Below are 23538 nucleotides of genomic sequence, written 5' to 3' on the forward strand. Positions count from 1 at the left end.
AGCAAACCGGAATTCAAGTTTGTGCTAACGCAAGCTGGTCTGTGAGCGGCAGCGGGTTCGAATATAATTGATACGCGTGGCGTTACAAGATGGGAATATGGCTAACATTCAGGCTATCCGGGCCTCTGCGACTGCCAGAATCATGCGACACGTGCGGGCCAAGATGTGGGAATTTGGGGCGTACTCTTCCTACTGAATCACGCGTGGATGGCCGCCTCTCTTCAATGCGTAAATGGCCTCTTCCCTGCTTCCTACGGTAATATCAGCCGGACAGAAGAAATATCTGGAAAGCGCCCGTTGCGCATAGTGCTGTGATACATCTTCGAGTTCCTCCCATTTTGATCCCCGTGCCCGTACCCATGTCTTGTCGTCACGGGCTATGGCGTATAGCCTTTTTGCGGTACCCCGTAATTTAATTATCAACACTTCCGCTCTCACGTTCTCTCCAGCACCATCGAGCGCACACTGCATGCCCTCGTAGCTTATGTTTGTCGCGCCTTGGGGGGATTTGATTACCAACGTGTAGCGCACGATATTGTCTTTTCCCACAACGATGGAAGGAGCGTCAATATAGTGAAGGTTATCGCTGGCAGGGCCAGCGTCAAAAGGCAACAGATTCTCAACTTCAGGGTGGGCGGGCAGTTGCACCTGCAGCTCAGTCCAGGTTTTGCCGCCATCAAATTCACTATCGAATCCCCTTAACGCCTTCTGGGGAGCGCACGCCGCGAGCGGCAGGAAGCATAGCAACAACAAAATTCTTTTCATGATATAGGCATCATGGCAGAAATCAGGCAGGCTGGAAATCGACATTAGAATCAATAGGACGGACTCACTGCTGTCCCAATCAATTCCAAACACTACAAAAACACCGATTGCTTGACTTCGACATCCAATTTATCAAGCGGATCAAATACCGCCGTCAGTGACCCCCTGATAAACAGAATCATTTGCTGTAACGAATTTCGAGGTGAATTCGGCTCTGATTTTTTTAGCCCGGCGGCGCCAAAATGCAGATCGCGGCAATAACAGCAGTACAATAAGAGGCCACCGCAGTCGCCCTGACAAATTCAAACCAGCGGAATACGCGCCTCGGCTTTGGCCAAACGGGGAATCAGTAGGAAAAATACTACCGACGGTTACTTTGCAGTTCCTTACAAAAAGCCGGACCTCATAAAACCGAAAGGCTCGAGTAACAACTAACTACGAAAACAATACCAGGTGAGGGGAAATGATTGCAATTGTTAATCCTCAGTTTTACGGAGTTCACGGAATTGCCCGTTATCTCGATTCGTTTCTTACAAATCTGCCAGAGGGATATCCGACGATATATCTGATTACCGGTGATGAAAATAGAGAGGAACGCAGCTACCCGGGCGTGGAGATAATCCACCTTCCATATAGTTCCGGCCGCTTAAGCCTGTTTACCTGGGGGTGGCAGGCCCGCAAATTGATCATACGGATGTACGCCGAAGGCAAAATACGTTGGGTTAACCTTCATTTCCCGCCATTAATTCCTGGGCTGTTACTACCCACGCATGTCCCGGTGGTGCTAACGGCGCATACGACCTATTTCGGGATGTCAGGCCGGTTTTACTCAACCCGGCACTTCGAGAGCCAGTGGAATGCGGCATCGCTTGCCACCAAGTCGTGGATGGAGCATAGAATTTTTGATTTGACGCGCGAAGTAATTACCTTGACCGAGCAGGGGCGCCAAGAGGTGTTGACCTACGGGTTTCAAGGACCGGTGACGGTTATTCCGAATGGCGCGGATGTTTCGTATTTTATGCCTGATGACACGGTTGTGAAGGACATAGACGTGCTGTTCTGTGGCCGCATCGAGCTCCGCAAGGGCAGTCGCGCAATGGTTGAGTTGTGCCATCGGTTGGTTGCGCTCAAGCACGACATTCGAATTTGCATTGTCGGATACGGAGAGGATGAAGGTTGGGTAAAGGAGGCAATGGGCTTATATGCCCGCAATGTGAGCATGACAGGCAAGGTGTCGTTCTCCGAAACGCAGAGCTATTACAATCGCAGTCGCGTCTATGCTTCCACGTCGTATTACGAGGGACTGCCAGGCACCTGCCTGGAGGCAATGGCAATGCGCCTGCCACCCGTCGTGTGGGATTTCTTGTTCTATCGTGGCTTGGTCAACGAAGGCGAAACAGGGTTACTGGCCGCTCCCAATGATTTCAGTGCAATGGCAGCCAAGGTATTGGAACTGCTTGCCGACCCACAGCGTGCCGAGGAATTGGGCAGGAACGGACGCGCCCTCCTGGAGCGCGAATACAACTGGAAAAAGTTGGCCCAAGAGGTATTAGATGTATTCAAACCATGACGTAGAGAAGGAAAGGCCGCTTAAGCGCCTGAGGGTAATGATGGTAGGCCTGCGTGGCTGCCCCGGCGTTCAGGGTGGAGTAGAGGCGCACGTCGAACATTTATGTCCGTTGCTTGTCGATCTTGGTTGCGATGTGACCGTACTGACGCGCTCTTCTTTTCAGCCGTCCGACGTCGGGCCGGAATGGAAGGGCGTAAAACTCGTGACCCTCTGGGCCCCTCGGTCGAAGGGGCTGGAGGCATTTGTTCATACGTTCTTGGGCGTGCTATATGCGGCGGCCAAGCGGCCTGATATTTTGCATATACAGGCTATCGGACCTGGAATTATGACCCTGCCTGCCCGATTGCTAGGACGGAAGGTGGTTGTGACCCATCATGGACCTAATTACGACCACCAGGGTTGGGGACGCTTCGCTCGTTTCGTGCTTCAACTCGGCGAGTTCTTTGCCATGCGGATTTCGCAGAGGCGTATCGTAATCTCGAACGTCATCAGAGAACTGGTGCGTAGAAAGCACAAAATCGACAGCGACCTGATTCCCAACGGCATAGTGGTTCCCGAAATGCCGACTACATCACATGCATTGAAATCTTTCGGACTGGACGCGGGACGTTATGTCTTGCTGGTCGGTCGCCTGGTACCCGAAAAGCGGCACAAGGATCTCATTGAGGCTTTCCGGATGGCTGGCCTGTCAGGCTGGAAATTGGTTCTGGTAGGAAGTTCCGATCACCCAGGTGCGTATATGCGGGAAGTGGTGGAGATAGCGGAACGTTCACCCAATGTTGTGATGACCGGTTTTCAGACTGGTTTGGCGCTGCGCGAATTATATGCCCATGCGGCTATGTTTGCGTTGCCGTCCTCGCACGAAGGTTTGCCTATCGCGATGCTGGAAGCCTTAAGCTATGGGTTGCCGGTGATTGCCAGCGATATTCCTGCCAATTTGGAGATTGGGCTGGCGGCAGAGCATTATTTTCCCCTCGGAAATGTTTCGGTTCTATCGCAACGCCTGACTGAGTTCTCGATGATACCCTCGGCGGGCAGCGACCGGGAACGGCGACGGCAATGGGTGCGGGAGCGCTACGATTGGCATGACATCGCGGCACGTACGTGTGAAGTATATGCGGCTGTAGCAGGGCGAAAATTGCCCATTTCGGAGCAACATGCATCTTTGCCGCCCACGACCGGGTCTGGATGAAGCCATGCTCGGCCATTGCGGCGTTACGCACATTAAGCTGCCGTACACAACATTTACAACATTTGACTATTTCTCATCTGTTCAGCGCAAGAGCGAGTTAGATAGCAGGTGTCGGTTTCTTTTTGGGTTTCTTTGCTTCTTTGTTTTTCTTTTGCTGACCTTTTGCCATGATGCTCTCCTTGCATTGATGATGCTCACATAGTGATAAACGCAACCAGCTCGATAGCTGACGTTATTACTTTTCCGCCGATGACTGCAGTTTTCAGGTGGCTTGAGCCATTTTATACTTATCTAGTGTTGCCGCCTGTAATATTAACCATCGGTGCCGTTTGAAATTGATCGGGCGATTGCATTCCAACAACTTACCGTTATTTACTTTCTATCGGTTCCATCATGATCAGTTGGCAGCCGGTAAATAATTCGAATTAATATTGACCTGCGCCAAGCACCTGATACATAGAATCAGAGCGTTGGGATCAAAAGCGCTGAATTTATCGCGACTGGCTGAACTGCTCGCGCAAGTCCTTCACCACATTGGGCTCGCCGCGAACCCGAAAGAAGGTGCCCTCATTGTCTGAGTACTCCTCCAGCACCTGACAGCTTGCGTAGATTCCGCCGCGCAGTTGCTGTGCCGACCAGGGAAGAAAAAGCTCGGCCTCAACCAGGTCCTGCTGGAAGAACGCGATGATCGTCTGGCGGAGCTTCGCGACGTCGTCAGGACGGCGTGCGCTCATTACAACGCAATCCGGGTACTGTGTCCGTAGGGCCGCTTCGCGTTCAGCTTGCGCCGCCGCATCGCCGACGTGGTCGATCTTGTTGAAGACGCGGATGCGCGGCACGACATTCGCACCGATCTCCTCAAGCACGCCATCGGTGACCTCAAGCTGGCGCTCAAACCCGGGGTCGCTCGCATCGATGACATGGAGCAGCAGGGACGCATCCAGCGCTTCGTCCAGCGTTGACTTGAACGAGGCGACGAGTCCGTGCGGCAGGTTCTTTATGAAACCCACGGTGTCGCTGACGAGTACGCGTGGCATGCTCTCCGGGTAGAGGGCACGCACCGTGGTATCAAGCGTAGCGAAGAGCTTATTCGCGACCAGCACCTCGCTTCCCGTGAGCGCCCGCATCAATGTGGATTTGCCGGCATTTGTATAGCCGACGAGCGCCACGCCAGCGAACCCTTGACGTTTTTGCCGGCGGACGCGCTGCGTCTTGCGCTCGACATCCATCGCGGCGATCTCCTGTTGAAGTTCGGCGATGCGGTCACGGATTTTGCGTCGATCCAATTCAGTGTGCGACTCGCCGCCGCCCCGACCACCGACACCGCTGCGCTGCCGACCTTGCGGCCCCGCAAGCTTCGCCGCCTCGCGCAGGCGCGGCGCCATGTACCCGAGGCGCGCAATCTCCACCTGGGCCTGCGCAGCACGAGAACGGGCGTTGCGATGAAAAATTTCGAGGATGACCATAGTGCGGTCCATTACCTCGCAGCCAACCTCCTTTTCAAGGTTGCGTGCCTGCGATGGCGAGATCTCGTGGTCGACCAGGAGGGTATCGATATCCCGGCTATCAGGGCTAGCGGCTATTTCCTCGAACTCGGCGGGTTCGTTGTTCACAAACTCGCGTATTTCCTGCCGCTTGCCGGCACCAAGATATCCTGTGACATCGAAACTTGAGCGCTTCTGCACGAACGTGCGAACGACCTCATACCCCAGTGTTCTTGCAAGTTCGCGCAACTCGCTCAATGACGCCTCGAACTCGTTATCGCTCACGCTCGGCAGCTGTACGGCCGCCACGACGGCGTACCTGGATTTCTCTTCAACTTCTCTTTGCATTAGGGATTGCATATCTCGAGTGGACGAATTCAGATAGTACCTGCAAATGCTATAGCCGCTGTGCTAAGTATGCAATTTACAACAATGCTTCGGCTGACAACTCGTGCATAAGAAAGACAGTATGCATTTTTCCACGTCTCCCCCGGAGCAACTCCAGTTATTCTTTGTTGCCTTCGGCGGCTTTTTTCGGACGGCCCGCCTTGCCGCGTGTGACACGCTGGTTGAGCGTGGATTCAATTTCCTTTTGAAAACGCTCAGCCCCAAGCACAAAATTGCCGTTGGTTGAGCCCCGAATCTGGCTGAGCACGTCTGCGTCCAGATCCGTCTTGAACAGGTCGCGATAGGCTATCTGACGCTGGGCGTCACTTAGGCCCAAGCAAAGATATTGATCGTGAGGCCGGATAAGACGGCTCGGCTGGCCTTCTGCATTCGCCATGTAGCTCGACCAGCGATAGTCGCGGGGATGCCGTACCATACCGGCGCGCACCGGGTTGAGTTCGATATAGCGGTAGCAGGCAAGTAAATAATCCTCGGTCTGAGTAAGGCAGGAGCGGAAGCGTCCTTCCCAGAGGGTACCGCTGCACCGGTAGGTGCGGTTGATGTACTGCACGTAACACTGGCCCAGATGTTTCATGAGCAGGCTCGCACTGTCCGCCTTTTCAGGTGTCAGGAGCAGATGGACGTGGTTGGTCATGAGCACGTAGGCGTGCACGACACAGCCGAAGCGGGCCGCGTTCTCCTCCAGGTAATGCAGATAGAAGAGGTAATCGTCTTCGGAATAAAAGCAGACTGCACGGTTGTTACCGCGCTGGATAATGTGCCATGGAATGCCGGGAAGATTCAGGCGAGGGCGGCGCGGCATTGGCCTTTGCAGTTAATGTCTAGACACTGGTATCGTATCACGAAATAATCGTGGTCTGTCCCCTATTATTGCGGAAATACAGTCTCACGGAACGCCACGTGCGCAACATTTTGCACGGTAGCGAGGATGATGACGGGCAAGGGGATTTGTTTTAGGATTATGCGTTCAATTATTGGGGGTGGGATGAAGCACTTAATCACGATCTTGCTAATGGCTCTGGTAGCTCCAGTGATGGCTGAGAGTGAGCTTTCTGACGAGGAAGCAAAGAGAGCAGCACAACGAATGGCCACGTCTATAGAAGCAATGCAGGGAGAATTGCCCGGCGCAAATAGAGACAGCTATCAATTGCAGATAAGGCCAAAACTGGAAGCGCTGATTAAAAACTGGCCTGAAATGAATGGCAGAAACCGTGCAATCTTCCCCTATCAAGCTTGCCAGCAAGCTGCCAGGGATTTGATGGGATATGCGGATACATTCTTCCTGCTTAGCGATAGTGCGGATAATCGCCAACGGCGCGAGCGGAAAAAAACCCAATTTAATACCGCGCATCCGGAATGTACGGCCAGCATTAAAAATCCTGACATGAGCTTGAAGGAAATTCTAACCGAATTTGACAGTCGATCGAATCCCGAATAATCTGTTTCCCCTCCCCCTGGCCCGTCCGGGCGGAATTGTTTCCACCTTAACTCCTTCCACAGCCGCCAGCGCCAGAGGTTGAGCCGTTTAAGTTTCTAATAGTGCGGGATCCGGAAATGGTACCTCGTGTCTGCTACTCGGCCCCAGACCTTCCGTCGTTACGGGAGTGGTACAGGCATCATCCGGGAGCAACAATCCATATTGTACGGGTCTGGGGAACCAGGCCCGGATGTGCAGAAGTTGACGATGGCATAGAATATTTGCAGATTTATTCTGGCGAAGGATGGATACCGGAGCGTCCCTCAGGCAACGGACAGAGACAGACGACGAAGGCAGCGGCGGATTGCCGTTAAAATAGCTGAAAGGTTTCCGCCCTCAGTCCCAAATTCCGCGCGAAATAGCCCCAAACGAAACGCGCCGTTACATGGGCATGGCCACAGAGTAAGTTAAAACAACTCACTTACATCAGGACTTACACAAAAAAAAGCAGTTACCCTAAAGAAAATAAATAGGATAACCGCTTGTTTATTGGTGGGTCGTGAGCGGTTCGAACGCTCGACCTACGGATTAAGAGTCCGCTGCTCTACCAGCTGAGCTAACGACCCGGAATTTCTAAGCGACCTTGGGCGGCACAAGAAATACAACTTATCTTTGTGTACCGACCTCAGCGATGCAATGCTACCACATCCATCGATAAATTCGAATGGGGAACGCGAACGAATGATGGCGTAATGTTACGCGACAAGAAGCTTTTTATTCGATCAAGCGGATAGCTCGACTTTCAAAAATCGTCTATATAAATTGTTCAGGAGGATTGGCTACCCGCCATGCACTCATCCAATAGGGCAAGCATGCGCTGCCAGTGCGAACCTTTCCAGAAAACGCGCTGGCAAGTATCGCACGTGCTGAAGTGATCGAAATGCTCGCGTATAAAGGGTGGAATACGCGTCAGCACTTCTGTTTTATCAATGGAATGCAATGCCGTGTTGCATTCCAGGCATAGCGTAAATGGCCGTACGCTCCGCGCGAGGTCCAGCCGGTCGAATATTTCGCACAACTGTTGCGCCGGTTTTAATGCGTGCACGTAACACCCGTGGGTGATTGTGCGGCGCTTGAGCAGTTCTCTGTCGCGCGTAAGCAGAATGCGCCCATCGCGCGCGACGATAGCCTCTATATTGCCATCCTGGAAGTTGTTATCGTAAAGTGTATCGAAGCCTGCCATGCGAAGTAACCGGGCGAGCCCACCCATGTGGGCGTCTGCAATAAAGTGCGTCGTGCGTAGGGGCTTCTCCCGCACTCGCAACATGGGGGTGATGTCGAGCATCTCGAACCTGGGAAAAACCGCGACCCGATCGCCATCTTTCAATAGCCGCTCGAACCCTACCGATTCTCCATTGACCAGCACCAATTCAACTTCGGTATGAGGCACGCCGAGCGCTTCGATCATGTGCTTGGTTGTCGCCGCTCGGGCGCAAGGGCAAGCAAATTCTTGCTTGCGCCGTTCGGGCGCGAGAAAATCGTTCAGTTCCTCGTAGAACCGGAATGTTGCGGTGACCATCCGGAAAGTATTGCACTTTTCAGCAAAAAGCGCATGTCGACGTCTATGAACCGACTAGATAGCAAGCTTGCTGGTGGAGAGCTTCCCGCAAACCTTATCGGTGAGCGGCTCTGCCTGATGTTAATGCTGCCGGCCCGGATACTTGCCGGTGAGCACCCACGCGTCGATAACGGGTCGCAATAACGTGCTTACATATTCGATACGCACACCCATCTTGTCGGGTGCGGTAATAATCGCGTGAGCGCGCTTCCCAGGCTCCGAATGCAGAAGCGCATCAATGCCGATACCTTGCTGCTTTAATTCTTCTATCTTGCCTTCTATATCTGATTCCCAGATGCCAAAGTAGAGAATTTGCCCAGTATTTTTTTCCGAAAATATTCCGTTACCGTTGGCTTGAAGCAGCTCCACATAGGGTGGTCGGTTCCGGGAGTACATCGCGGCCACTTTTATGGTTTCGGCCTGCTGCGTATCTGGATTTTCGATATATAGGACACTCTCTGCGGGTTCGGTAAATTTCACGTCCAGCACTTTCGAGTAGTGCTCAGCGGCTTCCTGATAATCACGAGCGACTATGCCGATATGGTAGTAGATGTGCTCCAACATATTTTTCGCCTCATTTTTATCAAGAATGGTCATTATGCATTTGTCCGGCGGGACACAAGGCATCAATGCCGATGCCGTATTCCCTTGGTCCATTATGTTTTGTAGGTCATTCCAGCCAATGCGTCAAGAAAGCCTGAAATCCACTTACCGATAATTTCGAATCGCTTGATGCTGGAGCTCAACACTGATCGGTAAGGCATGGGGGTACCTTTGAGCCTCAGTATATTGTAAAGTGCGATCCAGATTGCTAACCACCAGCTCATGACTTCTGCCGAACCCACCACCATCTTCACGCACTCCTGGTCGCTCTATGACCTGCTCACGGAACACAACTATATGTTTCACCGTGAGATATATAGCGGTGTCGTGGATCTTCTGGCGCTGCGAAGCGATAAGGAACATTATCGTCTGTTGGATCTGGGCTGCGGCAACGCACGCTATTTGGCACCCTGCCTGAAGCGATCACCCCCTGCGTTGTATGAAGGGGTGGATTTATCCGAGGCGGCACTGGCAGAGGCGCGCGAGTACCTTGCGGAATTGACCGGCCAGGTCATTTTGACCCATGGAGATCTTCTGGAAGCGGTAGAGTCGACAGGAAAAACCTGGGACATCCTCTTCACGGGATTTGCGATTCATCACCTGATGCCCGATGAGAAGGCACGTTTTTTCCGCGCGGCCGGGCGCTGCCTTTCTGAAAACGGCTGGCTGATCCTAGTGGATGTCGTGCGCGAGGAAAATCAGGACCGGAAAAGCTATCTGGACGGCTATCTGAAATTCATGCGCGAAAAATGGACGCACGTGCCGCAGGATCAGTTGGAGGAAGCCTGTACACATGTCCATGACCACGATTACCCCGAATGTCTTTCAACCTTGCAGGAAATGGCCGGTGCAGCGGGTTTGAACTCCACCCAGCTGATCAGCCGCCACGCGCAGCACTACACGCTTCTGTTCTCACGGTCTGCTCCGGCCAAAGGCTGAGGATTTCCCCCACCACCATGCTCCAGAGACTGACCCTTCTATTCCCGGTCTGGATGGTTCTCTCCGGGGCAATCGCCCTGTGCTGGCCGACATGGCTGGTGGCCATGAATCAGGGATCGGTGATGGTGCTGGTCCTTGCCTTCATCATGCTGTGCATGGGGCTGACGCTGACTCTCGAGGATTTTCGCAGGATTGCCCGCATGCCGAGGGCGGTGGCAATCGGTTTTGCGGCCCAGTATACAATCATGCCTTTGTTGGGCTGGGGAGTGGCCAATGCACTGAACCTGCCGCCGCACTTTGCCGTAGGCTTGATCCTGGTGGGCTGCTGCCCCGGTGGTACGGCTTCAAACCTGGTGAGCTATATCGCAGATGCGGATGTAGCACTTTCAGTGGTAATGACGGTCTGCTCCACTCTGGCGGCTATCGTCTTGACACCGTTGCTGACCAAATTCCTTGCGGGAACCATGGTCCCGGTAGATACCTGGCTATTGTTCAAGCAAACCCTGCAAGTCGTGATTGTCCCCGTGGTGCTGGGCATCCTGCTCAACCGCTACGTTCCGCGCCTGGTCATGCGCGTGATGCCGGTGGCACCGCTGTTGTCAGTGATAGGGGTATGCTTCATCTGTGCCGTGGTGTTTGCCGCCAATGCCGAAGCCATACTGAACCATGGCCTTGAACTGATTCTCGCCGTTGCGCTGCTACATGGAGGAGGTTTCCTGCTTGGCTACAGTTTCGCGTGGATGCTGGGCTGCGAGCGCCAGACCGCCCGCACAATTTCCATCGAGGTCGGCATGCAAAACTCCGGGCTTGCCATTGTGCTGGCCAAGCAGGCCTTCCCGTTGCTGCCGCTGGCGCCTGTTGTCGGTGCTATTTCAGCGGTAATGCATTCTTTGCTGGGTAGTCTGCTGGCAGTGTTGTGGCGCACGCGCTCATTGGAACTCAAGACCGAGCTAATCCAGACTGCTTCTGTATCGGATCGAAGCAATATCTAGTCCATCCACTACTTCAGTATTCTTGAATGAGCCAGGCGCCCGCTTTTGCAGGAATGCAATACCGCCACACGATAATCGTTAACGCCTTGGATTTGCACGGTCGCGTTGCCAGTTTTTTTACACTTTTGGATGAAGAGGTAACCCAGCGATAGATCGTCCCGCTCCTAACGCGTATCCTGATATCGTCCGGATATCCCATCTTCAGCCAGGCAACGCTCGCTGAAATCCCAGCTTGGCTATTAATGCTCGGTCTCGCCATCCAATCCGTGCATAACACTACCCAATGCGGCAGCCATGGTTTCCATGCCGTTCGCCACTAGCTCAAGCTGCTCATTATTTGGCGTTGGAACATCTATCATTGCCAGCGTTTCGTCCAACGGCAATTTCCCGTAACGCATTTGATAGTGTGCGACATTCATTGCAAGTAATCTGGCACATTCCGCCAGTTCGGCCTTATTCGCAATATTCATCAATCTATCGACGTGAGCTATATGGTGCTCAAGCTTTTTCAGGTAGGGCATAGTATTTTTCTTGTGAAGGTTAATTAAGGGCGAAAAAAAGGCCCACGCGGGAGACGTGGACCTGTAAGTGAGCGAGACCACCATCTAAAATGGTGGCCTCAGGTAAGTGTACGCAGGCGCGATTTATTTGAACCGAGGAATAGAGGGGTGATTGCCGCTTTGATCTTCAGTTCTGAACGTGATCTTCGGTTTTGAGCGCTTCCCGACAGCAAGTAGCTCGCGCCATCATGCGTCCGCCAAGAGGGCATTCCTGCGCGCGCTGAGACTGATAATGCTGTTATTGTCTCTGTCCGCTTACCGTTCTCGGTTCGATCGAGGCTGATCCAATCGAAACATGCGCCCCATGGATTTGTAGGCTGATCTGGCAGCCCTTGTCAGGCGCTGATTACGGAAAAGTCCAGTGCGACCAGTCATCGATCAACAAAAATCTCACAATTTGCTTAAATCTTGGCGGTGATGACCGTCGCACTCAATGCAACAGATTGTCCTGAGCTTTATTTTCCTGCAAGAGATTGGCATTTATCAACAAAAGCTTGCCGCTCAGCTTCGCTTTCGAAAGTGGTAAGCACCGACTGCATTCCTGTGCCGGAACAATTCGTTGAATTTACTTCGGGAGCTCCGCCACCACAGCTAACCAATGCGGCACTAAGGGTAATAATAAATACAATATGTTTGAAACTCATTAAATTTCTTCCTCTTTAAAAATCATTAATATGGCGCGGATTCAAAATCGAGTGCAACAACCAGCAGTTGCTTGGTGTAACTCACAGGCACCCCGAAGGATGCCTTAAAGGATTCCAACTCCCAGCATTTTGCGTAGTCGGGGTTGTATCGCTTTACGCCGCTTTCGCCAATCATCTATACGCAGAACCAATTCCGAGTAGTATTGTTTTGATCCGTCACCCTCGCTCGGGAGTTAGAAGTTCCGACATTATCTGTCAGATGCTAACACACTTAAGATGAGCTTCGGCGTCGCAAGATCGGGATACTTATTTTTTTCTTTCCACGCCCAGTAGGTTTCTGACGCTAAGCGATTTAGAGCAGCGGAAACAGAGAATAGCAAGCTCGGCGATTACTGGTCGATACCCTTTAACAGGAACTCGCACTCGCTTGATATCGCCCTAGCCAAATTGCAGCCCAGCACCGTTTTACAACCAGGATTCTATTGCATAGCGTAGCTAATCAAGCCGCCAATACTTGCCGCCGTTAGGTAGCACCAGTAGGTACAAACCCGCTTTCCTTAAGATAGTTCCGGCTTGATCTGGCAGCCTTATCAGATGTCAATTACTGAAAGTGCCAAAAGAGACGGTCGGACTTCAGTTCCAAATCTGCCGTTCGCGCATGCTCGACCAGGTCAATTTCTATCAAAAACCTTTTTCGTCCGTTGCTATAGGTTGAAGCGCCACCCATCCGGTTGGCATGTCGTTTAACGCCCTCCTTATGCGAATCGAGAGTTGTTTTGCGTTATGTTCACTAACGAACAGAGAAGACTTCGGAAAAGGGCGTTAATATTCAAAAGGCTATCAAGCAGAGGAATTTCCGGACAATGACCGATCAATTTGAGCGTACGGCCGTCAAGCTTTCTCAGAGGCCCTTGGGTATTATCGCCCTCTTTATCGTGCTAATTCATGGATTTGCCAGTCTAGTTGTTGGGTTCACCACGAATATCGGAGAGAATAATCAGTCCATACTGGTATGGTTCCTAGTATTGTTTCCGGTGATTGTGTTCTTGGTCTTTGCTTGGCTCGTGAGCTTCCGCCATGTGAATCTGTATCCGCCCGAGGCCTTCCCTGATCCGCGGGTCTTCGCCGATCTTGCTACACTTACTTACGGTCAAGCAAAATTCGACAATCTGAATTTGCAGAAATACTCACAATCTCAATCCGCGGCGCCCCCACATTCTCTGAGAACGAGTGCGACCGGAAGTCTGTATTGGCTGGGCCACGATCTTATGTGGACTGCGGACATACTCCTTCGGAAGGGCCCCGCAGAACAGGCGCTGATCGGGTTGGCCCAAGCGCGGCACCACCTGGTTCAAGTCGGACTCGGGGAAACCCCAATCGAATATGAGATCGTTGCTTTGAACGAACTGATCAAACTATCTGAGGAGCTTTCACCCTCCCTTCGAGACAAGTGCGCTAGCCAACTGGGCTCTATCATTGACCGTATCGGAATGGTGGTAGAGGCTGCGCAGGCCAACTTCCAGGTGCCCCCGCACTGGACGCGCGTTCGAAGCCAAAAAACCCGGGTTGGTGACTGACTGCCGTTTTATAACGGATCAGGCGAGGGGTCGCGGTGCATGCTCTTGATTCACTTTGCCGCATTATCGGCATTATCGGATTGGGGGAGCGCTCAACCTTCACTCGATGCAATCCAAATACCCTGATACCTCGCAACCGCAACCAGCGTATGTATCCGCCGGCTAACTATAATTATCGTAAACAAGCGGCCCCATCAATTGCGGCGTTGAGCGCCCGTTATCCAGACCAAGCTGTCTGAACCGAGGAAAATCAATGGGGTCAGAGTCGATTCATTTTGAATTGTTCTGATTTCCTATCTCCGCCCTTGGCCGCAGGCGCTACCCGCCTCTTCAATTTCTCTTGAATACTTTGCTTGAACCGGTCGTTTCCCAATACCCAGGCCTTGTTGGTTGCCTCTCTGATTACGTTAATGCTCTTTTCAGAAATCGGATACTCGAATAACCGCTGGTACGCGCTTTGGCGTTCCTCGTCAATTCTTCCCAAACGTAGGTATTCGGAATGTGGGGTTACCAAATCATTGGCCCAGCCCAGGGCATTGTAGCCATAGCTTGACCAACGGTATTCGGATGGATGGGCTACCATACCGGCGCGTACAGGGTTCAGTTCTATATAACGCATACAGGTCAGCAAATACGCCTCGGTATCAACCAGAGTAGCTTTGTAGCGCCCTTCCCATAACGTACCGGTGCGCCGGTAGCAATGATTGAAAAATTGGACATAATAACGGCCCAGCTTTTGCAAGGCTTTGCTTAAACTCTGCTCTTTATGGGGGGTGATGAGTAAGTGCACGTGGTTGGTCATCAGCACATAGGCGTGAATGTCACAACCATGCTTCTGACAGGCTAATCGCAACTTATCAAGATAGAACCGATAATCGGCCTCCACACAAAAAATCTCAGTCCGATTATTACCACGTAAAATTACGTGCTGCGGTTGGTCAGAAAGGATAAATCTCGGTAAGCGCGCCATTTGCAATTCCTGTCGCGGAAAAGTTTTCAGTAAACGTCATCGTTACTGCATGATCAATCGAGTCTGACCCCATTGATTCCGCATTGATTCCGTGCTTGCCCATGTCGATAACCCCCACTTAGTTCGGTTACCAACAATTTGAGGCAACGTATCCCCTTGATGTACTCCTTCGGTTACTTTTTTATTGAGGCAATTCGCGATTAGATTTTTTGTCAGCAAGTTGCTGAAGGCGATCTATACTTAATAAGTTTGTGCAGTAAACCACGCAAAGTAACAGCACCAAAAACGGGAAGCTCAGAAAAACCTATTTCTTAGGAACCAGTCATGACTCTCAGCAAATCGTTAGTTGCAACTGCTCTCATTGTATTTGCCTCTGCTTCGCACGCCAACACGGTTATTAAATTTGACGCGGTGATCGGTCACCCGAATGGTGTTGCTGTTCCAGATGGTTATTATGGATCCGCCTGGCTAGGATGGACAAATTTCCATCTAATAGAGGTTACAAATCCCAGTTGGTCCAATAGCGGTGCGGTACAGGCAAGTGTGTCATTACCCGGTGTAGCGAATACAGATTCAGGTTTGCCCTCCCAGATATACTCCATAGCGCCGTTTACACTAAATTCCGCTTACTTCGCCGCAGATTGGAATGATGGCCTTGAGGTTAACGTCAGAGGCTTATCAGAGGGGTTAATCATTCATAGTAAATCATTCACTATTGATACACAGCACCCCACTCTCATGACATTTGATTGGGAGCATGTTGATACTCTGTTGTTTTCGGCAAGAGGGGGAATTCCGAACAGCACGTTTAGCGGCACCGGGACAGGATTCGCTATGGACAACCTGATTATTAATGGTCCTGTATCAATCACGCCAGAACCCGAAACCTACGCCATGCTCCTGGCTGGTCTCGGTCTTTTAGGATGGAGAATGCGCAGCGTTAGAAATTGATCAGCCAATAAAAGAAGTGTGTAAATTAACCCGCCTAGAGCGGGTATTTTTTTGTACCCAAACTCCCCATAAAGATTCTCCGCTCCATCGGTCTTTAATATCGAAACCTTGGATCGATCTGCCGGACTCATTCCCAGCTTACCTCTAATACGGATTCAAAGCGGATAAGTAGCGCCGCACTGCTACGCCAATGTTCGGTGCAGGAGTAGCAAGTATCTGGGCAGCGTGCTCGACTACACCCCAAACGCCAAGCGCTTTTCTTTTCCTCCGAACCGATACTTGAACCGCCAGTATTTTGAACCGTTCGGCATTACTTCAAGATACATTCCACCACCATCCGTTAGTTTGTACGACTTAGTTCCAGGCTTCGCCTTCCGGGCTGCGACATCGTTTAATTCATGTCAATTCACCTACTGGGGGCATCAAATTTGCATTGGAGGCATTTGTTGCCAAATTATGCCCCTTTTGACAGCTTGTTTGCAATAGATGGGAATGGATGGCAGGAAACAACAAACTCGCGTATCTATTTGATTTACGAGGGTTTTTTGAACTAACTTGAACTGCTTAAAACGGGTGATTGGTGGAGACGAGGAGGATCGAACTCCCGACCTTCGCATTGCGAACGCGACGCTCTCCCAGCTGAGCTACGTCCCCACATATTAAGCGCTATTTTATAACAAAAAACGACAGCAGAATATTTACGTTACCCAAGAGCGGCAAATGAGTACTCAATACCAGCGAGTACCCCGGTAGGGTGGATGACTTACAAAGGAACTTGACGAAGCCCGTGTCCGCTCACACCCAATTCTTCCCAATCAGAAAATCCGTATAAAGCTTATCTTCCGCACTACCCGCCTCGGGCTTCCAGTCATAGCGCCATTTCACGATGGGTGGCAGCGACATGAGGATGGATTCGGTGCGACCACCCGATTGTAATCCGAATAAGGTTCCACGGTCCCACACCAGATTGAATTCCACATACCGGCCACGACGGTATGCCTGGAAATCGCGTTCGCGCTCGCCATACGGCGTATTCAGGCGGCGCTCCAGGAGCGGCACATAGGCGGGCACAAAATGCTCGCCCACGCTTTTGGTCAGGTTGAAGCAGGCATCGAAATCCGGCTTGCCTAAATCATCGTAGAAGATGCCGCCGATACCGCGGGGCTCCTTGCGGTGCTTCAGGTAAAAATAATCGTCGCACCATTTCTTGAAGCGAGGGTGATAGTCGGCACCAAACGGTTGTAGCGCATTTTTGCAGGTTTGGTGGAAGTGTACGGCATCTTCTTCAAAACCGTAGTAGGGAGTCAAATCCATGCCGCCGCCAAACCACCATACCGGCTTGGCACCTTCCTTGCGCGCTTCCAGGTAACGCACGTTCAGGTGCACGGTGGGTGCGTATGGGTTGCGGGGATGCAACACGATCGATACCCCCATCGCCTCAAAGCTGCGTCCCGATAATTCGGGTCGCGCGGCAGTGGCGGAGGCGGGCAGGCCGCCGCCGAATACGTGCGAGTAGTTCACCCCGCCGCGCTCGAATACGTTGCCTTCCTCCATCACGCAACTTAACCCGCCGCCACCTTCCGGGCGCTCCCATCTGTCGCGGTGAAAGCGTTTTCCGTCCACTTTCTCCAAGCGCTCGACAATGCGTTCCTGAAGTCCGGTGAAGAACTCTTTAGCCTGTTGCGTGGTGTCCATACACACTCCCGATACCGCTTTGTTATTTTTTCCGGGCAGCCGTGCTCCGTGCCCATGTCTATGGGCTATTTACGGTGATTGATAGCCCGGTAGCCAATGTCGCGCCGCATCTGGCAGCCATCGAAATGAATCTGCTCGGCAATTTCGTAGGCTCGGCGCTGGGCCATTTTTACGCTATCCCCAAGCGCGGCTACGCACAACACACGGCCGCCCGCAGTCACGATTTCCTTGCCGTTTTCTGCACCCAATGCCGTGCCTGAGTGGAACACGTGAAAGTCTTTTTCCGGCTCTTCCGTAGACGCCAACTCCGCCGGCAGGTCATGAATCACGTCACCTTTACGCGGCGAATCCGGATAGCCATGGGCTGCCAGCACCACACCCAGGGCGGTGCGACGATCCCATTCGGCTTCCACTTTATCGAGCGTTCCATTCAGGGCATGCTCTAACAGCGTTATCAGATTGCTTTTCAGGCGCAACATGATGACTTCGGCTTCCGGATCACCCATGCGGCAATTGAACTCCAGCACCTTGATGCCGCCGTCCGGCGTGATCATCAATCCGGCATAGAGAAAGCCGGTGTACCGTTCGCCTTCCTGTTCCATGCCCTGCATAGCTGCGTGGATTACTTCGCGCATTATCCTGGCGTGAAGGGCCGGTGTAATCATGGGTGCGGGAGAATAGGCGCCCATGCCGCCCGTATTCGGCCCCTGGTCGCCTTCTTTCAGCCGCTTGTGATCCTGGCTGGTGGCAAGCGGCAGCACATGGCGCCCATCCGCCATGACAATAAAACTGACCTCTTCGCCTTCCAGAAAATCCTCGATCACAACGCGCGCCCCGGCATTACCCAGCCGGTTTTCGACCATCATCGCATCGACTGCCTCATGGGCCTCTGCCAACGTCATCGCCACCATGGCACCCTTGCCTGCAGCCAGGCCGTCTGCCTTGATGACGATGGGCACACCCTTCTGGTCCACATATTGATGGGCTTCGGCAGCGGAACTGAAGGTAGCATAAGCAGCGGTGGGAATGCCGTGGCGCTGCATGAAAGCCTTGGAAAAATCCTTGGATGTTTCCAGTCGCGCTGCCTGTTTGGTGGGGCCGAAAATTTTCTGCCCGGCTGCGCGAAAGGCATCCACGATGCCCTCCGCCAGAGGTGCTTCCGGCCCGACGATCGTGAACGCGATGGATTCCTTTTTGGCAAATTCCACTAATTCGGGAATAGCTGTGATGGGAAGATTCTCCAGGCCGTCTTCCATTGCCGTGCCGGCATTACCCGGCGCGACGAAGACCTTTATGGAGCGACTGATCCGCCATGACTGGAGGAGCCTCCACGCTAAAGCGTGTTCTCTGCCACCTCCGCCGACTACAAGTAGTTTCATATTTCTAACCTGAATTTGCGAACATCCGCTTTGCGGAATGCCTGTGCTATCCGACTTTGCGCTAGTAGTTTTGATGGGTTGCGCTGCGCTTCACCCATCCTACCCAAGTTGCATACGCATTAAACTGGGAGTGGCGCATATTTACCGAAAGAAATGACGCTTCGACACATGCTCAATGTCTGAAATGCCGCACGCCGGTCAATACCATTGCCACACCTTGCTCATCCGCGGCAGCAATGACTTCTTCGTCGCGCACGCTGCCACCGGGCTGGATAACTGCCGTGGCGCCAGCCTGAACGACCACATCCAGCCCATCTCGAAACGGAAAAAACGCGTCCGAGGCCACTACCGAACCGGCAAGCGTGAGCCCAGCATTCTGTGCCTTGATCGACGCGATGCGCGCGCTGTCCACCCGGCTCATTTGCCCGGCGCCGACACCCAGCGTCTGGCCGTTGGCGCAAAACACGATGGCGTTGGATTTGACGAATTTAGCCACGCGCCAGGCGAACAGTAGATCCTGCAATTGTTGCGGCGTCGGGTGTACTTTGGTTACCACTTTCAGTTGCGCGGCAGTGACGTTGAGGTTGTCGGGTGTCTGTACCAGCAACCCACCGCCTACGCGCCTGAAGTCGAAAGTGTTACTGCCGGTCTCGAGCGGCACGGTCAGGACGCGTAAGTTCGCCTTTCGGGCGAGAATCTGTTGCGCCTCGCCGGTTAACTGGGGTGCAATGATTACCTCGACAAATTGCTTGATCACCGCCTCAGCCGCTGCCCCGTCCAGCACGCGATTGAAGGCGATGATGCCACCGAAAGCGGAAGTCGGATCGGTAGCAAGCGCCAGCTTGTAAGCCGCGAGCGGTGTGGTGGCAACGGCCACGCCGCAGGGATTGGCATGCTTGAGGATGACACAGGCGGGCAGGTCAAATGTCTTGACGCATTCCCACGCGGCATCCGCATCGGCGATATTGTTATATGACAGCTCCTTGCCCTGCACCTGGGTGTAACTGGCAAGACTGCCGGGAACAGGAACAGGTTCGCGATAAAACGCAGCCTGTTGATGGGGGTTTTCGCCATAGCGCAAATGCTGGCCGATGCTGAAATTGAGATTGAGGCGTTCGGGAAAGGCTTGGCGTTCTCCACCTTCACTTTTGATCGAGGTGAGGTAATTGCTGATGGCGCTGTCGTAAGCGGCGGTGTGAGAGAAAGCCTTGCAAGCCAGCTTGAAACGGGAATCCTGCGCAACCGCGCCTCCGGATGACTTCATTTCCGCCAATAGGGGCGCGTAATCCTCCGGGTCGGTGACAATGGTTACGCTTTTATAGTTCTTCGCCGCGGCGCGCACCATGGTGGGCCCGCCAATGTCGATATTTTCAACGGCCTCTTCCAGGCTGCATCCAGGCCGCGCAACGGTCTCGCGGAAAGGATAAAGATTCACCACCACCAGTTCGATAGCCGGGATTGCCGCCTTTTCCATGGCTGACATATGCTCGGGCAGGTCTTTCCGCGCCAGAATACCGGCGTGTATTTTTGGATGCAGGGTTTTCACCCGCCCGTCGAGCATTTCAGGAAAACCAGTGTAATCCCCGACTTCGGTAACGGCCAGGCCGGCTTCCTTCAGTAATTTGGCGGTGCCGCCGGTGGACAGGATGGCTACGCCCAGCTCGCGCAGTTCTCTGGCAAACTCGACAATGCCGGTTTTGTCGGAAACGCTGATCAGTGCTTGTTTAATGGACATTCGAGGTCATTATTGGAATTGAGTATATAGCGCCACTGCTGCGGCGGTTCATGCTTCGGTTACCTGTACTGCTGTGATGGTGGCGGACGTGAACTATCCTGGACTATTTGATCTGATACTGCTTCATCTTGTTGCGGAGCGTATTGCGGTTGATACCAAGCAACTCCGAAGCTCGGGTCTGGTTGCCGCCGGCATGCTTCATTACCAGTTCGATCAGCGGTTTCTCCACGCTGCGTATTACCATATCGTGGATGGCGTGCGGTTTTTCGCCGTCCAGATCATTGAAATAATCTTCCACGGCCTTCCGTACGCACCGGGCGATGTCATTTTCATTAATAATGCTCATGCGACGAGTTCCTCAGCCTCAACGTAAGTCAACCGCCGTCCATAGCCGGCAAGTCTGGTAAAAAATTCATTCACCGCCGACAACTGCTGGTCCGTGCTTTGCAACTGGTTCATGGCATGACGGAACCCGGCAGAACCGACCAGCCCTTTGGTGTACCAGGAGATATGCTTGCGGGCAATGCGCACGCCGGAATATTCTCCATAGAAGTTATATAGATCATGCAGATGCTTGATGAGCACACGGTGAATCTCGGCGACTTCGGGCAACTGCAGATGCTTCCCGGTTGCCAGATAGTGGTTGATTTCGCGGAAGATCCAGGGTCGCCCTTGGGCGGCGCGGCCGATCATGATGGCATCAGCGCCGGTATATTCGAGCACGTGTTTTGCTTTTTCAGGGGTAGTGATGTCACCATTGGCAATAATCGGGATTTTCACTGCGGCCTTTACGGCGGCGATAGTGTCATATTCCGCATGGCCGGTGTAGGCGCAAGCACGAGTGCGTCCATGGATGGCCAGCGCCTGAACCCCGGCGCTCTCGGCGATCTTCGCCACCGCGAGCGCGTTTTTGTGCTGGGTGTCCCAACCGGTACGGATTTTCAGGGTAACGGGAACATCTACCGCGCCGACCACGGCATCGAGTATGCGCCCGACCAGGGGTTGATCCTGCAGTAACGCGGAACCTGCCATGACATTGCAGATTTTCTTGGCGGGGCAGCCCATGTTGATGTCTATGATTTGTGCCCCTTGCGCCACATTGTAGCGGGCAGCTTCAGCCATCATCGCCGGGTCGGCACCCGCAATCTGTACCGAAATCGGGTCCACTTCACCTTCATGATTTGCCCGGCGCCGCGTCTTTTCGGAACCCCACAGCAGCGAATTGCTCGACACCATTTCCGATACCGCCATACCCGCGCCCATGCTCTTGCACAACTGCCGGAAAGGACGATCAGTCACCCCTGCCATGGGTGCGACGATCAGCTTGTTTTTGAGAATGTGAGAACCGATTCGCATGACTTGATTTGACGGCAATGCCGACGGCAAAGCGCACAGAGAAACAAAATAGGTGCAATCTTAACAGGAAATGATCATGACTTCTAAAACCACTGCGCCATCAATGGATAGATGCAGGATTTTACGGGCTGACGATAATTCAGTTAACTGCACCGACTCGCTACAGGCAGCATCTTCGGGTTTTATCCCGGACGTTTTATAAATTCGCGTGATGATTGCGCAGGATTTTGTTTTGTAGGGGGATTTTGTGAAAGGGTGGCGTAGTTATTCATATGCCCGACTGAACGAAATTTTCATACGAAACAAAAGACCAGCGAGGGCGCGCATCAATTTATGAAACATCCGGGTTATAGTCCGGTTATCCTCTCGCACCGAACATCATACGCCGCGCGACGAATCGCTTGGCTTGCGGCAAACAATCCAGCGCGCTCAGCCCGCTGTTCCGCAGGGCGCCCAGCACGAGATCGTCGTTGGAAAAAAGCTTTATCAATGAATCGGTGAATATCCGCCCGACGCTACTATCCGTCCGGCGCTTATCACCATATCTGGCAAGCATTAACGGCGTGCCTATGTCGGCGGGCGATGCAATAATTTCTTCAGCCAGTTCCCACGCATCGCGCAACCCCAGGTTGAAACCCTGTCCCGCAACGGGGTGCAAAGTTTGTGCCGCGTTGCCGATCAATACGACGCGGCAAGCCGTGACGGGCGTGGCGTATTTCAATGCGAGGGGAAAACCGGCCCGCTTGCCGGTTTCGATGAATTTGCCGAGACGGTCGCCGAAATGGCCATGTAGCCGGGCAAGAAAGGCTGCGTCATCCAGTGCAAGAATTTCCTGGGCCGCTGATGGAGAAACGGTCCACACCAATGCAAAGCGGTCGCCCGAAGGCAGCAGCGCCACCGGGCCATCCGGCGTAAAGCGCTCATAAGCGATGTCGTGCTGAGTACGCACAGGGCCGTTGCCGCTGGCGTTCGTCGTTTGCGAAGTTCGTTTTGCGGACCGGCGTAATGCGGCGGTGGGGGGTTTCGCTACCGTGGCGGGCGGCATGCTCCCGGAGCGCTCCGTTTTGACCTGTGCAACGATAGCCCACTGCTGGTAATCATGCACGTGCTGGGTTACGCCTTCGATTTGCGCAGTGAGGCGGCCGCCGTCCGCAACCGCCAGCAGCCGCGCCGTTACTTTCTTTGTGACCCCATCATGCTGAAATTCAACCTGGCCCAGCCCGGCAGACGTTTCCAGCCGGGTTACCTGTGCCCCCGCCAGGTAGTCGACATTGCAGTTTTGCAACGCCTCATGCATGGCCCGAAACACATCATGGTGACTGACTACGTAACCCAAAGCCGGCACACCGGTTTCGTCAGCGGTCAATACGGTTCGGCCGAACCCGCCTCGATTGGAGATATGAATGGTAAGGATGGGCGTGACTTCCGGCAGCTTGTCCCAGACACCTAAACGCTGCAGGATGAGCCGGCTGCCATGAGACAACGCCAACGGACGGGAGTCTTCCGTTTTTGCAGGCATTCCGCGCGCTTCCAGCAACAGCACGGATGTGCCACTGCCGCGTAGTGCGAGTGCCAATGCCATCCCTACCGGGCCGCCGCCGATAATGATCAGGTCGTAATCGTAATGATGGGTGCTCATGTTTTAGCCGGAGATTTTAAGAGGACTTGCTCGATGCCTCATTT

General features: G+C 53.1%; 22 protein-coding genes, 2 tRNA genes and 1 pseudogene. 7 read left to right on the plus strand and 18 right to left on the minus strand.

Features of this window, described 5'->3' with window-relative positions:
• Positions 1-189: 189 nt before the first annotated feature.
• On the minus strand, positions 190-765 hold the full coding sequence (locus tag F822_RS07340) for a CNP1-like family protein (RefSeq protein ID WP_025041394.1): 576 nt from the start codon (positions 763-765) through the stop codon (positions 190-192).
• A 463-nt stretch (positions 766-1228) separates the two neighbouring features.
• Here F822_RS07340 and F822_RS07345 point away from each other — a divergent pair, with 463 nt between their 5' ends.
• Positions 1229-2335, plus strand: a complete 1107-nt coding sequence (locus F822_RS07345) for a glycosyltransferase family 4 protein (protein WP_025041395.1) — start codon at positions 1229-1231, stop codon at positions 2333-2335.
• On the plus strand, positions 2319-3527 hold the full coding sequence (locus tag F822_RS07350; protein ID WP_231623389.1) for a glycosyltransferase family 4 protein: 1209 nt from the start codon (positions 2319-2321) through the stop codon (positions 3525-3527). Before F822_RS07345 ends, F822_RS07350 begins: the two co-directional genes overlap by 17 nt.
• 491 nt (positions 3528-4018) lie before the next feature.
• Here the strand turns inward: F822_RS07350 and hflX are convergent, their stop codons facing one another.
• Both hflX and F822_RS07360 read right to left on the minus strand, forming a co-directional pair.
• Positions 4019-5359 carry a GTPase HflX gene (hflX, locus tag F822_RS07355; protein WP_025041397.1) on the minus strand — a complete coding sequence of 447 codons (1341 nt, stop codon included), beginning with the start codon at positions 5357-5359 and terminating at the stop codon, positions 4019-4021.
• 157 nt (positions 5360-5516) lie between these two features.
• Positions 5517-6221: a transposase gene (locus F822_RS07360; RefSeq protein ID WP_025041398.1), complete on the minus strand. Its 705-nt coding sequence runs from the start codon at positions 6219-6221 to the stop codon at positions 5517-5519.
• 159 nt (positions 6222-6380) lie between these two features.
• On the opposite strand from F822_RS07360, the gene F822_RS07365 reads away from it, so the two are divergent.
• Positions 6381-6857, plus strand: coding sequence for a DUF883 domain-containing protein (locus tag F822_RS07365; protein ID WP_197272796.1), 477 nt, complete (start codon positions 6381-6383; stop codon positions 6855-6857).
• Between the two features lie 529 nt (positions 6858-7386).
• Here F822_RS07365 and F822_RS07370 read toward each other — a convergent pair.
• The 4 genes from F822_RS07370 to F822_RS15605 all read right to left on the minus strand — a co-directional run bounded on the left by F822_RS07370 (position 7387) and on the right by F822_RS15605 (position 9281).
• A tRNA-Lys gene (locus F822_RS07370) sits at positions 7387-7462 on the minus strand.
• 200 nt (positions 7463-7662) lie between these two features.
• Entirely contained in the window at positions 7663-8415 is a 753-nt protein-coding gene (locus F822_RS07375; RefSeq protein ID WP_025041400.1) for a Mut7-C RNAse domain-containing protein, read from the minus strand.
• A 120-nt stretch (positions 8416-8535) separates the two neighbouring features.
• Positions 8536-9051 carry a VOC family protein gene (locus F822_RS07380; RefSeq protein ID WP_197272797.1) on the minus strand — a complete coding sequence of 172 codons (516 nt, stop codon included), beginning with the start codon at positions 9049-9051 and terminating at the stop codon, positions 8536-8538.
• A 59-nt stretch (positions 9052-9110) separates the two neighbouring features.
• Entirely contained in the window at positions 9111-9281 is a 171-nt protein-coding gene (locus F822_RS15605) for a hypothetical protein (protein ID WP_197272798.1), read from the minus strand.
• On the opposite strand from F822_RS15605, the gene F822_RS07385 reads away from it, so the two are divergent.
• Both F822_RS07385 and F822_RS07390 read left to right on the plus strand, forming a co-directional pair.
• Positions 9280-9996 carry a class I SAM-dependent methyltransferase gene (locus F822_RS07385; RefSeq protein ID WP_025041402.1) on the plus strand — a complete coding sequence of 239 codons (717 nt, stop codon included), beginning with the start codon at positions 9280-9282 and terminating at the stop codon, positions 9994-9996. The genes F822_RS15605 and F822_RS07385 overlap by 2 nt on opposite strands.
• A 17-nt stretch (positions 9997-10013) precedes the next feature.
• Complete coding sequence (locus F822_RS07390) at positions 10014-10988, plus strand: bile acid:sodium symporter family protein (RefSeq protein ID WP_025041403.1); 975 nt, start codon at positions 10014-10016, stop codon at positions 10986-10988.
• Positions 10989-11227: 239 nt separating this feature from the next.
• Here F822_RS07390 and F822_RS07395 read toward each other — a convergent pair whose 3' ends face one another.
• Together F822_RS07395 and trbK are read right to left on the minus strand one after the other, a co-directional pair.
• Positions 11228-11509, minus strand: coding sequence for a hypothetical protein (locus tag F822_RS07395; RefSeq protein WP_051536710.1), 282 nt, complete (start codon positions 11507-11509; stop codon positions 11228-11230).
• Between the two features lie 494 nt (positions 11510-12003).
• Complete coding sequence (gene trbK / locus F822_RS07400) at positions 12004-12192, minus strand: entry exclusion lipoprotein TrbK (protein ID WP_025041405.1); 189 nt, start codon at positions 12190-12192, stop codon at positions 12004-12006.
• A gap of 863 nt (positions 12193-13055) precedes the next feature.
• On the opposite strand from trbK, the gene F822_RS07405 reads away from it, so the two are divergent.
• The gene (locus tag F822_RS07405; RefSeq protein ID WP_025041406.1) at positions 13056-13769 is read left to right on the plus strand and encodes a hypothetical protein; all 714 of its coding nucleotides are present in this window, start codon (positions 13056-13058) and stop codon (positions 13767-13769) included.
• Between the two features lie 259 nt (positions 13770-14028).
• On the opposite strand, the gene F822_RS07410 is transcribed toward F822_RS07405, so the two are convergent.
• Entirely contained in the window at positions 14029-14739 is a 711-nt protein-coding gene (locus F822_RS07410; RefSeq protein WP_025041407.1) for a transposase, read from the minus strand.
• Positions 14740-15063: 324 nt separating this feature from the next.
• Between F822_RS07410 and F822_RS15745 the strand changes: the two genes are divergently transcribed.
• Positions 15064-15690, plus strand: coding sequence for a PEP-CTERM sorting domain-containing protein (locus F822_RS15745; RefSeq protein ID WP_025041408.1), 627 nt, complete (start codon positions 15064-15066; stop codon positions 15688-15690).
• A 233-nt stretch (positions 15691-15923) separates the two neighbouring features.
• On the opposite strand, the pseudogene F822_RS14845 reads toward F822_RS15745, so the two are convergent.
• The 8 genes and pseudogenes from F822_RS14845 to F822_RS07450 form a co-directional block, all read right to left on the minus strand.
• Positions 15924-16073 (minus strand): annotated as a pseudogene (locus tag F822_RS14845) (Arm DNA-binding domain-containing protein); the annotation flags it as partial.
• 195 nt (positions 16074-16268) lie between these two features.
• Positions 16269-16344: transfer RNA gene (locus tag F822_RS07420), tRNA-Ala, on the minus strand.
• A 141-nt stretch (positions 16345-16485) separates the two neighbouring features.
• Entirely contained in the window at positions 16486-17385 is a 900-nt protein-coding gene (hemF, locus tag F822_RS07425; RefSeq protein WP_025041409.1) for an oxygen-dependent coproporphyrinogen oxidase, read from the minus strand.
• A gap of 65 nt (positions 17386-17450) precedes the next feature.
• Positions 17451-18764 (minus strand): phosphoribosylamine--glycine ligase, encoded by a 1314-nt coding sequence (gene purD / locus F822_RS07430; protein ID WP_025041410.1) that lies wholly within the window; start codon positions 18762-18764, stop codon positions 17451-17453.
• Between the two features lie 172 nt (positions 18765-18936).
• Positions 18937-20499, minus strand: a complete 1563-nt coding sequence (purH, locus tag F822_RS07435) for a bifunctional phosphoribosylaminoimidazolecarboxamide formyltransferase/IMP cyclohydrolase (protein ID WP_025041411.1) — start codon at positions 20497-20499, stop codon at positions 18937-18939.
• 103 nt (positions 20500-20602) lie between these two features.
• Complete coding sequence (locus F822_RS07440; protein ID WP_025041412.1) at positions 20603-20845, minus strand: helix-turn-helix domain-containing protein; 243 nt, start codon at positions 20843-20845, stop codon at positions 20603-20605.
• A complete protein-coding gene (gene dusB, locus F822_RS07445; protein WP_025041413.1) occupies positions 20842-21855 on the minus strand; it encodes a tRNA dihydrouridine synthase DusB in 1014 nt (337 codons plus the stop codon). Before dusB ends, F822_RS07440 begins: the two co-directional genes overlap by 4 nt.
• Positions 21856-22213: 358 nt before the next feature.
• On the minus strand, positions 22214-23494 hold the full coding sequence (locus F822_RS07450) for an FAD-dependent monooxygenase (RefSeq protein ID WP_025041414.1): 1281 nt from the start codon (positions 23492-23494) through the stop codon (positions 22214-22216).
• Positions 23495-23538 lie beyond the last annotated feature (44 nt).

The sequence above is a fragment of the Nitrosospira briensis C-128 genome, from assembly GCF_000619905.2.
Classification (GTDB): domain Bacteria; phylum Pseudomonadota; class Gammaproteobacteria; order Burkholderiales; family Nitrosomonadaceae; genus Nitrosospira; species Nitrosospira briensis.